The sequence below is a fragment of the Corynebacterium tuberculostearicum genome (assembly GCF_013408445.1).
GTDB classification, from domain to species: domain Bacteria; phylum Actinomycetota; class Actinomycetes; order Mycobacteriales; family Mycobacteriaceae; genus Corynebacterium; species Corynebacterium tuberculostearicum.
In genome coordinates, this window is the sequence record NZ_JACBZL010000001.1 from 2,212,565 (window position 1) to 2,227,876 (window position 15,312).

The window sequence follows — 15,312 nt, forward strand, 5'->3', positions numbered from 1 at the left end:
CGTTTTGAGCTTCGGCAGGGGAGAACGACACCTCTGCATGGTAGTACCATATGCGGTACTGATTAGTTGTGGGTAGCAGCGTAGAAGAAATCTTGGCCAACAAGAAAAGAAGTCCAGCAAAAGCCACCTTTTCGGAACTTCTTCAAGCTGTACAAATGCTTCAAACCGAGCAAGAAAGAAGATAAAAATGGACGTCAGCAAATACACCTATCAAGTCTTCTGGTCTGAAGAGGACAATGAGTTCGTGGCGACGGTTGCCGAGTTTCCTTCACTATCGTGGCTGGATTCTGATCGTAGCTGTGCAGAGCAGGAACTTCTGAAGTTGGTCGCGGAAGTAGTAGAAGATATGCAGGTTTCAGGGGAAGTCATCCCACAACCGCTGGGGGCTCGTTCATATTCGGGAAAATTCAACGTTCGAACCTCTCCGTCGCTGCATCGCAAACTAGTAATGGAAGCTAGGACGGAAGGAATTTCACTCAACGCATTGATAAACCAGAAGCTTGCCTCCGCCTAGACCGCCCCAACATGCAATCGATGGGCACAGGAGTGCATAATTGATTGCATGACTCGACTTTTTGGAACCGATGGCGTTCGCGGCCTCGCGAACAAGAAGCTGACCCCAATTCTGGCCTTGCAACTAGGCCAGGCCGCTGCAGAGGTATTTACCGCCAAGCGCGAATCCTATGAGCGCCAGCCGCTGGCCATTATTGGCCGCGACCCGCGTGTTTCTGGCGAGATGCTGGATGCAGCGATTGCGTCCGGGCTGGCTTCCCGCGGCGTGGACGTGGTGCGCGTGGGCGTGCTGCCGACGCCGGCGATTGCCTACCTGACGGATGACTATGGTGCGGATTTGGGCGTGATGATTTCCGCCTCCCACAACCCGATGCCAGACAACGGCATCAAGTTCTTCTCCGCAGGTGGTAAGAAGCTACCAGACGAGGTAGAAGATCAGATTCAGGCCACCATGGAAAACCTCACCGAGGATGGCCCGACCGGCACCAAGTTGGGCCGCATCATCTCGGAGGCTCCGGACGGACGCGAGCGCTACCTCAACCACTTGAAGGAAGTGGTCTCCACCGACCTGGGCGGCATCAAGGTGGTCGTAGACACCGCCAATGGTGCGGCTTCCAAGGTTGCTCCGATCGCCTACGAGGCGGCTGGCGCAGAGGTTATTGCTATCCACAACAAGCCGAATGCCTTCAATATCAATGAGGACTGCGGTTCGACGCACATTGAAAAGGCACAGGCGGCCGTCGTCGAGCATGGCGCCGATCTGGGCTTGGCGCACGATGGCGACGCCGACCGTTGCCTGGCTGTGGACGCCGAGGGCAATGTTGTTGACGGTGACCAGATTATGGCCCTGCTGGCCGTAGGCATGAAGGAGGATAATGACCTGCGCTACAACACTCTGGTAGCAACCGTCATGTCTAACCTGGGCCTGAAGCTAGCCATGCAGGAGCAAGGCATCGAAGTGCGCCATACCGCAGTAGGCGACCGCTACGTACTGGAAGAGCTCAACCGCGGCGATTTCTCCTTGGGCGGCGAGCAGTCTGGTCACGTCGTGTTGCCAGATGATTGCACGACTGGCGACGGCACGCTTACTGGCCTGTCCATCATGGCGCGCATGGCCAAGTCCGGGAAGTCCCTAAAGGAATTGGCATCGGTGATGACCGTGCTGCCGCAGGTCCTCATTAACGTGCCGGTTTCTGATAAGGGTGTCATCATGGACGCCCCCGAAGTACAAGAAGCCATTGCCCAGGCCGAGGAAGAACTCGGCGAAACCGGCCGCGTCCTGTTGCGTCCCTCCGGCACCGAGGAGGTTTTCCGCGTCATGGTGGAGGCTGCCGATAAGGAGCAGGCACGCAAGGTTGCCGGGAGGCTTTCCGCCATCGTTTCCTCGGTCTAGCGCAACTGCCGGGTGCGGAAGAATTTTGGCATCCTAGGGAACCATTTGGCGCAATCCCCAGTCCAATGAAGGTGAGAACTTTTACCGCATATGGATTTGGGGGAATACACCAGTGTCTGAGGTTTTTCTTCGCCCCTTGGAGGCGATGTCCGCACTACGGCAGGTCGTAGCCGATAACGACGAACAACGCGATGCTCACCGGGCCGAGGTGCCGGATTTTCCGGTGGCCGCGGCTGGACGCAACTTTGGCGGCCACGGTGAGCGCATTCGTGATGTCTTGGCGCGCATCCATGAGCGCGGCGGGCAGAGGTTGGATAATTTATCCGCCACCGCCCACGCCGCCCATGAACAGGTGCGCGCCATTGCTGATTTTGATGAGTCCTTCGGCAGCTCCTTTGCACGCGGCGGGGAGGCGGACAGCAAGTGAGTACGCTGACAAAATCCCTGTTGGGGGACTATTCCAACGCGATTTCCCAATTCCAGTTCGCATGCTTGGGAAGCTACTCGGGCCCCAGCATGCCGATGAACCTACTGGGAGAGCTAGTCGGTGCGGTGGATGGCATCGCGCCCGAAAACCTGGTGAAAAACACCGTTGCGGCCGTGGGCGGCAACCGCCCGCAGGGAGGCGGTGCTGGACTAGCGGGCTATTTGCAGCAAGATGATTCCGAGGTTGCTCAAGGCGCCATGCGCGAGCACCTGTGCGGCGTGCAGGAAGACTTCGACATTGACCGCCAGGATGCCGCCCATCTCACCAGTTCGGCGGAGCAGTGCTCGGGCGCTATTGCCGACGTCGTCGATGTCTCCGACACCGCCCTTACCGAGCTCATCTCTGCGGTCATCCCACTGCTGAATATCTTGTCCATGGTGGCTACCAAGCACCCCCTGGCCAGGTTTATCATCCCGATTCTTTCCACCATTGGCGGGCGCGTTATCGAAGAGACGAATCACAATATCGCTAGCACCTGCCGTGACCGCGATGATGCGATTGAGTCCTGCTATAACGAGTTTGAATCGCGCTGCGAATGCGTCTGTGAGCGCCCAATGCCGGAAGAATGCCCGACGCCAGCTAAACCTACAGATGACGCCTGCCCCGCACCGGTAGAACAATGCCCGGAGACTCCTACTCCCACTAAGCCGATGCCGAAGGAAGAGTGCCCGCCCCCGCCCTCGCAGCCCACCGAGCCGGCCCAGGTGGAGTGCCCACCAGAGCCCAAGCCCATGCCGGAGCCTGACTCAAAGCGAGAATCGAGCCAGACGACTTCCGCGCCGCCACAGCCGACGCCTCCTTCGCCACCACCCGTCCCGCCAAAGGAATGCCCCGAGCCCGAGCCGGAGCAATCCTCCAAGACGGAAGTGCACACGGAGACCACTGCAGAACACGGTCTCGGCTGCCACTGCAATGAGTGCACCGAGCAACCATTTACCGAGCGACCAGCGCAGTCCCAGCGCGAAGTAGAGATAACCAAGCCGGCACAGGCAGAGATCATTCCGCCGCAGGAGCCGCCAGAACAGCCACAGCAAGTAGAAGAACCGTGCCCGGAACCTGAACCTCAGCCTGAGCCGAAACCTAAACCAGACATGGATACGGAACCCGCTTCTGGATCGGGCGCAGGCGAGGAAACGCTCTGCCCGGAAAATACCGCGGAAAGTACCGAAGAATGTGTGGAAACGACCCAAACCAGCTCAGAAGGCTGTGAAATTGAATCCTCCTGCAGCGGCAGCCTCGGCCTGGTAGGGGCCGGAATCGCTTTAGTAGGCGTGGGCCTCATTGTGGAAGGCGCCGCGCAGTGCCTGGAGCACATGTCCGAGGCGGATTGCCCGGTGCAAGAGCCCGAACCGGACCCCGTCCCTGAGCCTGAGCCAGAGCCAGAACCTGATCCCTGCCCGGACCCTAAGCCTGAGCCCGAACCGGAGCCGGAGCCAGCTGGTGATGATGGCGTAATGGCGCCGCCTCCTGAGCTGTCTCAGGTAGAGGAGCCAACGCCGCCACCAGAAAAGGTGGCACACCTCCAGGCGGCCGGTCCAGCAGAGGCACCGTCACCAGCCCCTGCTCCGGCTCCTGAACCAGCACCGGCACCGGAGCCGGCCCCGGCACCGCAGCCGGCTCCAGAAGAAGCGCCAGCACCGGCACCAGCGCCGCAGCAGGAGGCGGCACCGGCGCCAGAAGAACCAACCATTAAGGCACGAAAGGCAGGTCAGTGGTAATGAATAACGACTTCGCAGAATTTGCGCAGGGCTTTCGGGAAAGGACGGCTAAACGCCTGCTGGAATTTGAAAAAACGCTGGCGAAAGCGCAAGACGAGCTAGAAAAGTCTGCGGATAAAGCCATGCAAGAGGCGCGAAGGGAGAAGGGGCAGGTGGGGCGTCGGCAAGCGGCGGCGGTGCCAAGGCCACGATATGGCGCTGCCCCGGCGCGCTCAAGGAACGCGTCGGGGCAGGTGCAATCTGTGCTGCGGCGGGGCTAATACCTTAGGCGTCGCGGGTGACGCCGGCGCGCTCGGCCAAGTCCTCGCCTACGAGGCTTTCGACCTTCTTGGCGCTCGCCTCTGGATCCGCAAAGGCGTCATAGGTGGAATCGCCATTGAGGGTGGCCAGCAGGAAGCCGGTGACCAAGCCGCGGGCGATTTCGGTAGGGCCGGACTGGAAGGCGGCGGTGCCGATGGCCAGCTTGCGCAGGCGATCTTCGGTAAAGCCGGCGTGGCTGCCCTTGTCGATGGCGCGGAAGCAGACTGGGCCATTCCAGTTATGGGCCAGCTTGGCGGGGTTGCCGGCATTGAAAATGTCTTCCTGGCCGGCACCAATGACCAAGCCCGGGGTAGTAATGCGGCGGGCTGCCTGCACCGCAGACGGCGCGGTGATGGAAGGGTAAATCGCGGCGACGGCGGCGACCTTCTGGTTATCCAAGGCGCCAAGCACGGCCGTGCCACCACCCATGCCGTGGCCAATCATGCCGAGCTTGCCCGGGGAGACCGTAATATTGCCAGCGCCAAGCTTTACCCCAGCGGCAATCTGCAGCGCGGATTCCATATCCGCGGCCAGGTTGCGGTGGTTAGGGAAGGGGCCGGTCTCGGAATCGGGGGCTACCACGACGATGCCCCAGCTAGCCAGGTGGCGCAGGGTGGCGTGGTAATCCTTAATCTTGTGCATCCAGTCATGGCCAAAGGCCACGGCGGGCAGGCTTTGGCCCTCCGCAGGGGTATAAACCTTGCCGGTGACTCCGGCATAGTCAAGGTCGCCAACCAAAACTCGGTTGCGACCGCGCTTCGACAACGTTGCTAGATGTTTATTCAAATTCGCAGACACGCATTCAAGGATAGATGAAGATCACCCGCTAGGCGGGAAAGGGTGCGGGTTTATCTGAGAAATGTCTGCGTAGTACCCAGCCGAGCCGCGGGTGTGGTGGAAAGGCTTTCCTAAGCCCCTCCTAACTTGCGCGCCTTTGCGCAGGGGAGTGCAATGTGTGGGCAACTACATACTCTATTTATTTCTGGGAAGGCGGGCTGCGGTACATGACTACCGGCGTCGTTGATGTAGAAGAACTTTCTACTCGTTATGGGATGGAGGTAAAGACCGAGGTCATTGACCGCGTGGCACATGCCTCCGATGCCTCGCATTACCTGTACACCCCTAAGGCGGTCATTGAGGCCCGCTCGGCCGAGCACGTGGCCGCCATCTTCCGCGCGGGCCGGCAGCAGAATGTTCCGGTCACCCTGCGCTCCGGCGGTACCTCCCTTGCCGGCCAGGCTTCCGGCGATGGTTACCTGGTGGACGTGCGCAAGCACTTCCGCGGCATCGAGGTGCTGGATGAGGGCAAGCGCGTGCGCGTCCAGCCCGGCGCCACGGTGCGCCAGGTCAACGCCCGCCTGGGCCTGCGCAACCGCAAGCTCGGCCCGGATCCGGCCAGTGAATCTGCCTGCACCATCGGTGGCGTAGTGGCCAATAACTCCTCCGGCATGGCCTGCGGTACCGAGCTCAATACGTATAACACTCTGGAATCGCTAACCTTCGTGCTGCCTACCGGCACCGTGATCAATACCGCCGATGCGGATGCAGACCGGCAGTTCCAAGAGCAGGAACCGGAGCTGGTGGAAACGCTCACCCGCCTGCAGCGTCGCGTGCGCGATAACCAGGAGTCCGTGGACATCATCCGCCGCCACTTCCAGCTGAAAAACACGATGGGCTATGGCCTCAATTCCTTCCTGGATTTTGATAGTCCGGTCAAGCTCTTTGAGCACCTGCTCATCGGCTCGGAGGGAACCCTGGCCTTCATTGCAGAAGCGGTATTCCGCACGGTGCCGATTTCCAAGCTGACCACCACCACGGTGGCTGTCTTTGATGACCTCACCGCCGCCACCAAGTCCCTGCCGGCCCTGCTAGATACCGGGGCGGCCACCCTGGAGCTAATGGACTCTGCCTCGATCCGCGTAGGCCAAGGCTTTGATAAGGTCCCGCAGGCCATCACCGGATTCGATGTGGACAAGCAGGCCGCACTGCTCATTGAGTACCATGCCGACGCGGAAGAAGAACTGCGCGAGAAGGAAGGCAAGGGCTCGCAGCTCCTGCGCGAGCTGCCGCTGCAATCGCCGGCTGCCTTCTCGGCCGATGCCGCTTCGCGCAATACCGCATGGAGCTTCCGCAAGGGCCTGTATGCCCAGGTCGCTGAGGCGCGCCCGTCCGGTACAACCGCGCTTTTGGAAGACATCGTCGTGCCCGTGGGGGACTTGGCTGATACCTGTTCTTCCCTGCAGGAACTCTTTGCCCGCTATGGCTATGACGACGCCGTTATCTTCGGCCACGCTAAGGACGGCAATATCCACTTCCTGCTCACGGACCGCTTTGAAGGCGATGACGCTATCGGTCGGTATAACGACTTCAACGAGGGCATGGTGGACTTGGTTCTCTCGGCCGAGGGCAACCTCAAGGCCGAGCACGGCACCGGCCGCGCCATGGCGCCGTATGTACGCCGCCAGTATGGCGACGAGCTTTACGCGGTCATGCAGGAACTCAAGCGGGCCTGCGATCCCAGCAACACGATGAACCCGGGCGTCATCTTGGACGATGACCCCGATGCGCACATCAAAAACATCAAGCTCAACCCCACCGTGGAAGAGGAAGTGGACCGCTGCGTGGAGTGCGGCTACTGCGAGCCGGTCTGCCCGTCGCGTGATCTCACGCTTACCCCACGCCAACGCATTGTGGTGCGCCGCGCCCGCAAGCGCGCGGAAGAAGCCGGCGATAGCCAGCTCGTAGCCGAGCTGGATGAGGCCTATGAATACATGGGCATCGAGACCTGCGCGGTGGATTCCATGTGCCGCACCGCCTGCCCGGTAGGTATCGATACCGGCAAGTTCATCAAGCGCCTGCGCCGCGAGGAGGCCCAGCCGGCGCAGCAGAAGCTGTGGGGCGCTGCCGCCAAGAATTGGCAGGTGGTTAGCCAAGGCGCCGGGCTGGCGCTCACCGGCGCGCACCTGCTGCCCACCGAGCTGGTCAAGAAGGTCACCGATGTGGGCCGCAGCCTCATCGGCACCGATAACCTGCCGCAGTACCAGCCGGAGCTGGGCAAGGGCGGCAAGTCCCGCGGCCGCTTGGCCGGGCGCGTGGGTGACCGCTACGCGCAGACCACCGGAATTTACCTGCCAGCCTGCGTGAACACCATGTTTGGCCCGCAGGGCGGTGGCAAAGGCACTACCGATTCCTTCGTGACTCTCTTGGAGCGCGCCGGGGTAGCGCTGGAGGTTCCGGAGGGCATCGACAAGCTCTGCTGTGGCACCCCATGGGCGTCCAAGGGCATGCAGGCCGGCCACGATGCGATGGAGCAGCGCGTGCGCGATATCGTCATGGAGGCCACCGATGGTGCGCGCCTGCCGGTCATCGTGGACGCCAGCAGCTGTACCGCCGGATTCAAGGACATGTTGGAGTCGGTAGGCATTACCGTTCTTGACGCCATTAGCTTTACGGCCGATACCCTCCTGCCGCAGCTTGCGGTCAAGAACCCCGCGGCTTCCGTGACCGTGCACCCCACCTGCTCTGCCTTCCAGCTGGGCATGATGGAAGATGTGGAGAAGGTAGCCCGCGCCGCCGCGGCCGAGGTACACATTCCCACTGACTGGAATTGCTGTGGCTATGCCGGCGATCGCGGCATGCTCCACCCGGAGCTAACCGACGCCGCAACGCGCGCCGAAGCAGCGCAAGTCAAGGAAATCGGGGCGCAGTATCACGCCTCGACCAACCGCACCTGCGAGCTCGGCTTGACCCGTGCTACCGGCGAGGATTATCACCACATTCTGGAACTTTTGGAGCAGGCGACGCGCTAGTTTTCCCAGCGCACTAGCGGGCGGGGCGCTATGCCCCCGCTTGCCGACGCCCCGCCCGCCTAGAGGTTTCTTCCCCGTGCTGTAAAATCAGCAACCATGTGTGGAATTGTTGGATATATTGGTCACGCTGGTGGTGACCGTGATTACTTCGCCCTCGACGTAGTCTTGGAAGGGCTGCGCCGTTTGGAATACCGCGGCTATGACTCCGCTGGCGTAGCAATGTACGCCGATGGGGACATTAGCTGGCGCAAGAAGGCCGGTAAGGTCGCTGCGCTGGATGCTGAGATTGAGGCCCGCCCGTTGCCAGACTCCGTGCTGGGCATTGGCCATACCCGCTGGGCTACCCATGGTGGCCCTACCGACCTGAATGCGCACCCGCACGTGGTCGATGGCGGCAAGCTGGCCGTGGTGCACAACGGCATCATTGAGAACTTTGCCGAGCTCAAGTCCGAGCTTTTGAACAAGGGCTACAACTTCGTTTCCGAGACCGACACTGAGGTTGCCGCTACGTTGCTGGGCGATGTCTTCCACAACGAGGCCGCTGGTGACCTCACCAAGGCAATGCAGCTGACCTGCTCCCGCCTCGAGGGCGCATTCACCCTGCTGGCCATCCACGCCGAGCAGGCCGATCGCATCGTTGCCGCTCGCCGCGACTCGCCGCTGGTTATCGGCCTGGGCGAGGGCGAGAACTTCCTCGGCTCCGACGTATCTGGCTTCATCGATTACACCAAGTCCGCCGTGGAGATGGACAACGACCAGGTCGTGACCATCACCGCCGACGAGGTAGAAATCACCGATTATGCGGGCAACCCTGCACAGGGCAAGCCTTTTGAAATCAAGTGGGATGCCGCCGCTGCCGAAAAGGGTGGCTTCGATTCCTTCATGGAAAAGGAAATCCACGACCAGCCCGCCGCTGTGCGCGATACCCTGCTCGGCCGCTTCGATGAACAGGGCCAGCTGGCTCTCGATGATCTGCGCATCGATGAGACCGTGTTGAAGTCCATCGACAAGATCATCGTCATCGCTTGCGGTACCGCCGCCTACGCCGGCCACGTGGCACGCTATGCCATCGAGCACTGGTGCCGCATTCCTACCGAGGTCGAGCTCGCCCACGAGTTCCGCTACCGCGATCCGATCGTGAACGAAAAGACCCTCGTCGTCGCCCTGTCCCAGTCCGGCGAGACCATGGATACCCTGATGGCCGTGCGCCACGCCCGCCAGCAGGGCGCCAAGGTTATTGCCATCTGCAATACCCAGGGCTCGTCCATTCCGCGCGAATCCGATGCCGCGCTCTACACCCACGCCGGTCCGGAAATCGCCGTGGCCTCCACCAAGGCCTTCCTGGCACAGATCACCGCCACCTACCTGCTTGGCCTCTACCTGGCCCAGCTGCGCGGCAACATGTTCGCCGATGAAATCCAGAGCGTTCTCGCTGAGCTGCGCCACATGCCGGACAAGGTCCAAAACGTCATCGACGAAGAGGACCAGGTGGCCAACCTGGCCAACTCCATGAAGGATGCGGAATCCGTGCTCTTCCTGGGCCGCCACGTCGGCTTCCCTGTAGCTCTTGAAGGCGCGCTCAAGCTCAAGGAGATCGCCTACCTGCACGCCGAGGGCTTTGCCGCCGGCGAGCTCAAGCACGGCCCGATTGCACTGATTGAGGAAGGCCAGCCGGTCTTCGTTATCGTGCCGTCCCCGCGCGGCCGCGACTCCCTGCACTCCAAGGTCGTTTCCAATATCCAGGAGATCCGCGCCCGCGGTGCCATCACCATCGTGATTGCGGAAGAAGGCGATACCGCCGTGGAGGATTACGCTAACCACGTCATCCGCATCCCGAAGGCGCCGACCCTCATGCAGCCGCTGCTGGCCACCGTGCCGCTGCAGATCTTCGCCGCCCATGTAGCAAAGTCCAAGGGCTACGACGTTGACCAGCCACGTAACCTGGCCAAGTCCGTGACCGTGGAGTAATCCACGCCGAACGGTACTAGTTAAGCCCCCTTACTTGCCGCGTTTCTTGCGTGGGAGGTAAGGGGGCTTTGGCATTTCTTTGAAGCTTGAATCTGTTATGCTATTGGGAGCAATTGTTGTCGGTGAAAGGAGTAGGCAGTGCTCATCCGTCGTGTTTTTGCGTAAAACACTAAAGAAAGAACGGATTTAAGCATGCCTATTTTATTGAACGACCTTTCCCTAGTATGGCCCGATGGTACAACCTGCTTCAGTGGCCTAAACGGTGCCTTTTCTGGCCCTTTAACTGCGCTGATTGGGGATAATGGTGCAGGAAAGACAACTCTGTTAAACGTCATCCTTGGCAAAATCTTGCCTACTGCTGGAACGGTGGAAAAGCCGGAATCGATAGCGTACCTGCCACAAGACCTTGCTTGGAATGAAAATGATGTAGTAGCAGACATCTTCGGTGTCACCCAAGTGCTCACGGCGATTTCCGCAGTCGAAGCCGGTGAGTATGAACCAGAACTCTATGAGTTAATTGGGGAGCAATGGGACGTCGGCGAGCGCATTGCCGCTGCCCTTTCCGCCGCCGGATTGGATATCCCGTTGGACCGCCCTATCAAAAGCCTCTCTGGAGGTGAAGCGGTCCGCGTCGCTTTGGTGGCGGTGTTCTTGTCTGAGCCGGATTTCATTATCCTCGATGAACCGACCAATAACCTCGACGGAACTGCTAAGAAGCATCTGAAAGATATGTTGGTAAATGCCACGGCGCCGGTGCTAGTGGTAAGCCATGACAAAGACCTGTTGGATGTAGTTTCCGAGGTAGCGGAATTAAGGGATGGAAACCTACGCTTCTTCCAAGGCAACTATTCCGACTACCTAGCCACGATTAATGCAGAGCAGGAAGTAGCTCAAAAAGCAGTATCTACCGCCAAGGCGACTTATAAGCAGCAACTCCGCGAACGACAAGCAATGCAGACACGGATTGCGCGTGATGCGCGCCGTGGAAAGAAGTTCGCGGAGTCGAAGCGCAAACCAGGCATGACGATGAAGCTTGATAAGCAGCGATCCGAAAAGACGGCATCGCGCAGAGCGCAGATCCATTCAGGCGCAGTTGAAGCGGCCCAACGCTCTTTAGCTCGAGCTGAGCGAAACATACGAGATGATGATTCGGTCTATATCGAGCTGCCACAAACTGAGCTGCCGGAAGGAAAGCGGGTTATTTCGATTCCCGGGCTGACGATTGTCGGCCCAGAACGGGTGCGCTTGTCAGGACCAAATGGAAGTGGCAAGACCACGCTCTTAAACCGAATTAACTCCGGTGAGGCGGGCTACGTGATCGGCAACTCGGGGTATTTGCGTCAACGAATTGGATTAGATCCTTCTCTAAGCGTATGGGACGTGGTTACCAACGCGAATCCACGAGAGGATCCGCAGTTCATCCGTGATCAGCTAGCTCAGTTGTTATTTCAATCTGACTCGGTTCATGCGTTGACAGGGACCCTCTCGGGAGGCGAAAGATTTAGGGCGGAATTCGCCAGAGTGCTCTTAGCGGATCCGGCGCCGCAATTGCTAATGCTCGATGAGCCGACTAACAACATCGATATTTCAACTGTTGATTGGTTGGTCTCAGTCTTGAAAAACTATCGGGGCGCATTGCTAGTGGTGAGTCATGATGAAGATTTCTGCTCGCGGATAAAACTTACGAGGCAAGTTTCTATAGAGGACATTGGATGAGCCGACTCCAAGGTGGAGGTATCGCGAGTCAGTGCGCCACACCCTGCCCGAATTCAGCCCAAGGGTGAGCAGTGGCACAATGGTGGGCATGCTGAAAACCACGATTGATCTCTCCGCCATTGCGCACAACGTCCGCCTCATCAAGGAAAAGGTGGGGCCTGAGGTCAAGCTCATGTGCGTGGTCAAGGCCGATGCCTATGGGCACGGCGCGGCCAAGGTTGTGCCGGTGATGGCGCGTGCCGGCGCGGATTGCTTTGGCGTGGCCACCTTGCGGGAGGCGGTGGACCTGCGCCGCGCGGGCGTGGATGCGCCCATCGTGGCGTGGATTTGGCAAACAGACGAAATCCTCGAAGAAGCCTTGGCCAATGGAATCGAGGTAGCGGTCAACTCCCTTGAGCAGGCACATAAGCTGGTCAAGGCCGATTTTCCTGCTGAGGTGTACATCAAGGTGGAAACCGGCATGCACCGCTCCGGTGTGGATGAAGAGGATTGGGCAGAGACCTTTAAGGTGTTGCGCGATGCCCCGCACATCAAGGTGCTCGGGCTCATGTCCCACTTTGCGTGCGCCGATGAGCCGGATAATCCGCACAATGACGCCCAAGAGGAGGCGTTCCGCACGGCCCTGCAGCTCGCGCGTGAGATTGGTTTGGAGTGTCCAGTCAATCACCTGGCCAATTCGCCCGCAGTGTTGACACGTCCGTCCTCTTATTTCGAGCAGGTGCGCGTAGGCGCCGCCTGCTATGGCTTGGAGCCTATTGAAGGACGCGAACACGGCTTGCGCCCGGCCATGACCTGGTCCGGGCAGATTTTTAATGTCAAGCCCATTAAACCGGGTGAGGGCACGTGCTACGGATTGACCTGGAAGGCGGATAAGTCGGGATTTTTGGCCACAGTGGACTGTGGCTATGCCGATGGCCTGCCGCGCGGCTATCAGGGCGACTTGCACGTGGGCATTGGTGGGTACCTTTACCCGCAAGTAGGCCGTATCTGTATGGATCAGATCGTGGTGGACTTAGGCGAGAACCCGCATGGCGTGGACACGGGGCAAGACGCCGTGATCTTTGGCAACGGGGGAGTATCGGCCAGGGATCTCGCCGCTGCCGCAGGAACCATTAACTATGAGGTGGTGTGCCTGCCCGATGGCCGCACCGAACGCGAATACATAGGAGAAGATGATGCGCAGTAGTTTTCCGGAATCCGGCAGCCGTGACCTATCCACGGTGGAGGAAACCTATGCCTTTGGTGAAGAGCTGGGTGCGGCGCTTGAAGCCGGCGATGTAGTGATCCTGGATGGGCCGTTGGGGGCGGGGAAGACGACGCTAACGCAGGGCGTCGCCAAGGGCATGCAGGTCAAAGGGCGAGTTACTTCGCCGACCTTTGTTATCGCCCGCGTGCACCGCTCAACGGTGGGCGGACCGGACCTTGTGCACGTTGATGCCTACCGCCTGCTCGATGAAGGCGGCGCTAATTCTGGGGATCCGCTAGGGGAGCTCGACGCGCTGGATCTGGACACGGAGCTAGAGGACGCCGTGGTTATTGCCGAATGGGGCGGGGGACTAGTAGAGCAGATTGCGGAGCGCTACCTATTTGTCAGTATCGACCGCGAGCCGGCAGAGTATGCCGGCGCAGACGAAGATGTTCGCCGCTTCACATGGTCTTGGAAAAATGGTGTATAGCACATCTCTGTATATAAAAGTGATTTAAGTGATGAATATCCCAGACCGCTGATTTGATCCGGGTATAACCACTACGTAATTCTATTATGGTGTTGAATTTTCTCGCCTCAAGTCCTTTGCTATCTCTCTTCGTCATCATGGCGGTGGGTCTAGCGATTGGCAAGATCAAGATCTTCGGCATCTCTCTCGGTGCCGCGGCCGCGATGTTTGTGGCACTGGGTCTATCTACTGCCAATCCTGATATCCAAATTCCGCCGCTGGTCTATCAATTTGGCCTGGCGATCTTCGTTTATGCCATTGGCCTCAATTTCGGGCCTTCCTTTGTCCGTGAGTTTAAAACCCGCGGCTGGAAGCTCACCGTCTTTATGCTGGGCATGCTGGTTATTTTGGTCGCCGTTGGCTATGGCCTTATCCGTGCCTTTGGCATGAGCGTGCCAGAGGCTGTCGGTATGTTCGCCGGTTCGCTCTCCTCCACGCCGGGCATGGCTGCCGTGGTGGAAATGGTGGGCGATTCCACCCCGGTCGTCGGTTACTCCTTGGCCTACCCAGGCGCGGTGATTGGCGCGATTCTCGTCGCCGCCATCGGCGCCAAGGTTGTCAAAGCCAACCATGAGGAAGATGCCCGCGCAGAGGGCATGATTCCCGCCGAGCTCGTAGCCAAAGGCGTGCGCCTGACCAAGAACTTCAATGACACCGCTGGCCATATCTACCGCGTTACCGGCCAAACCGTAGTGGCTACTCGTATCATCTCCGATGAGGAGCGCCACCGCCTCGCAGTCCCGGAAATGCCACTGTGCGAGGGGGAGGCCTACCTGCTCAACGGCTCCGAAGAGGCCGTCGATAAGGCCATTGAGGTCTTGGGTGAGGAACACCCGGTGGAGCTGACCGAGGACGCTGGGCTTAAATACACCCGCGTTACCGTGTCCAACCCGGAAATTGCCGGTAAGTCCATCCGCGAGATCAAGGCCCTCGACCACGGCTTTATCATCGCTCGTATCCGTAAGGGCGATAAGGACCTCGTCCCGCACCCAGACACTGTGCTCAACTACTCGGATCGCGTTCGCGTGGTCACCAGCCCGAGCCGCCTGCCGTACGTGCGCAAGTACCTCGGTGACTCTGAGGCCGCGTTGGGTAATGCGGACCTGCTGTCCATGGCTATCGGCCTGACCTTGGGTATGCTGCTTGGCCTCATTCCGATTCCGATGCCGGGTGGTTCTACCCTGCAGCTGGGCTTCGGTGGCGGCCCCGTGGTCGTCGGCCTGCTCTTGGGCTACCTCAACCGTACCGGCCCGTTGAACTGGCAGATGCCCTTCCAAACCCGTGAGACCTTGTCCAATATGGGCCTTACCTTGTTCCTGGCTGGCGTGGGTACCTCGGCCGGCGCCTCCTTCCGTGATGCCCTGACGGATCCATCCTCCCTGACCATCATGGGCGTGGGCCTTATCATTACGCTGGTCTCCGCCATCTTGATCGGCGTCATCGGCATGCTGGTGCTCAAGCTGAAGTGGGACGAGGCCATGGGCTGTGCGGCTGGCATGACCACCAACCCGGCAGTCTTTGCCTACATTCGTGATCAAACCGGCACCGAGCTGGCCGGCCGCGGATGGGCCACGGTCTATCCCACCACAATTATCGGCAAGATTATTGCCTCGCAGGTATTGCTCCTGTTGTTGCTATAGCGGCAATATCTCGCGTTAATTACTCACCCACAGGGTCGCACGCCTACACTGGC

General features: G+C 59.7%; 12 protein-coding genes. 11 read left to right on the plus strand and 1 reads right to left on the minus strand.

Annotation, left to right across the window (positions count from 1 at the left end; all coding sequences use genetic code 11):
- Nucleotides 1–187 precede the first annotated feature (187 nt).
- From BJ985_RS10455 to BJ985_RS10475, 5 genes are all read left to right on the plus strand, one after another.
- Complete coding sequence (locus BJ985_RS10455) at nucleotides 188–514, plus strand: type II toxin-antitoxin system HicB family antitoxin (RefSeq protein WP_005322743.1); 327 nt, start codon at nucleotides 188–190, stop codon at nucleotides 512–514.
- Between the two features lie 48 nt (nucleotides 515–562).
- Nucleotides 563–1,906 carry a phosphoglucosamine mutase gene (glmM, locus tag BJ985_RS10460; protein WP_179387396.1) on the plus strand — a complete coding sequence of 448 codons (1,344 nt, stop codon included), beginning with the start codon at nucleotides 563–565 and terminating at the stop codon, nucleotides 1,904–1,906.
- Nucleotides 1,907–2,018: 112 nt separating this feature from the next.
- Entirely contained in the window at nucleotides 2,019–2,333 is a 315-nt protein-coding gene (locus BJ985_RS10465; RefSeq protein WP_040424875.1) for a hypothetical protein, read from the plus strand.
- The gene (locus BJ985_RS10470; protein WP_179387397.1) at nucleotides 2,330–4,111 is read left to right on the plus strand and encodes a hypothetical protein; all 1,782 of its coding nucleotides are present in this window, start codon (nucleotides 2,330–2,332) and stop codon (nucleotides 4,109–4,111) included. The genes BJ985_RS10465 and BJ985_RS10470 overlap by 4 nt, the downstream gene beginning before the upstream one ends.
- Entirely contained in the window at nucleotides 4,111–4,371 is a 261-nt protein-coding gene (locus BJ985_RS10475; RefSeq protein WP_005322739.1) for a hypothetical protein, read from the plus strand. Before BJ985_RS10470 ends, BJ985_RS10475 begins: the two co-directional genes overlap by 1 nt.
- Nucleotides 4,372–4,375: 4 nt before the next feature.
- On the opposite strand, the gene BJ985_RS10480 is transcribed toward BJ985_RS10475, so the two are convergent.
- Nucleotides 4,376–5,209: a dienelactone hydrolase family protein gene (locus BJ985_RS10480; RefSeq protein ID WP_005328042.1), complete on the minus strand. Its 834-nt coding sequence runs from the start codon at nucleotides 5,207–5,209 to the stop codon at nucleotides 4,376–4,378.
- Between the two features lie 206 nt (nucleotides 5,210–5,415).
- Between BJ985_RS10480 and BJ985_RS10485 the strand changes: the two genes are divergently transcribed.
- The 6 genes from BJ985_RS10485 to BJ985_RS10510 all read left to right on the plus strand — a co-directional run bounded on the left by BJ985_RS10485 (nucleotide 5,416) and on the right by BJ985_RS10510 (nucleotide 15,259).
- A complete protein-coding gene (locus BJ985_RS10485) occupies nucleotides 5,416–8,220 on the plus strand; it encodes an FAD-binding and (Fe-S)-binding domain-containing protein (RefSeq protein ID WP_179387398.1) in 2,805 nt (934 codons plus the stop codon).
- 96 nt (nucleotides 8,221–8,316) lie between these two features.
- Nucleotides 8,317–10,188: a glutamine--fructose-6-phosphate transaminase (isomerizing) gene (glmS, locus tag BJ985_RS10490; RefSeq protein WP_005322735.1), complete on the plus strand. Its 1,872-nt coding sequence runs from the start codon at nucleotides 8,317–8,319 to the stop codon at nucleotides 10,186–10,188.
- A gap of 192 nt (nucleotides 10,189–10,380) precedes the next feature.
- On the plus strand, nucleotides 10,381–11,904 hold the full coding sequence (locus tag BJ985_RS10495; RefSeq protein ID WP_179387399.1) for an ABC-F family ATP-binding cassette domain-containing protein: 1,524 nt from the start codon (nucleotides 10,381–10,383) through the stop codon (nucleotides 11,902–11,904).
- Between the two features lie 88 nt (nucleotides 11,905–11,992).
- Nucleotides 11,993–13,090, plus strand: a complete 1,098-nt coding sequence (gene alr / locus BJ985_RS10500; RefSeq protein ID WP_179387400.1) for an alanine racemase — start codon at nucleotides 11,993–11,995, stop codon at nucleotides 13,088–13,090.
- A complete protein-coding gene (gene tsaE / locus BJ985_RS10505; RefSeq protein WP_179387618.1) occupies nucleotides 13,080–13,580 on the plus strand; it encodes a tRNA (adenosine(37)-N6)-threonylcarbamoyltransferase complex ATPase subunit type 1 TsaE in 501 nt (166 codons plus the stop codon). The genes alr and tsaE overlap by 11 nt, the downstream gene beginning before the upstream one ends.
- A gap of 89 nt (nucleotides 13,581–13,669) precedes the next feature.
- A complete protein-coding gene (locus BJ985_RS10510) occupies nucleotides 13,670–15,259 on the plus strand; it encodes an aspartate:alanine exchanger family transporter (protein WP_179387619.1) in 1,590 nt (529 codons plus the stop codon).
- Nucleotides 15,260–15,312: the final 53 nt, after the last annotated feature.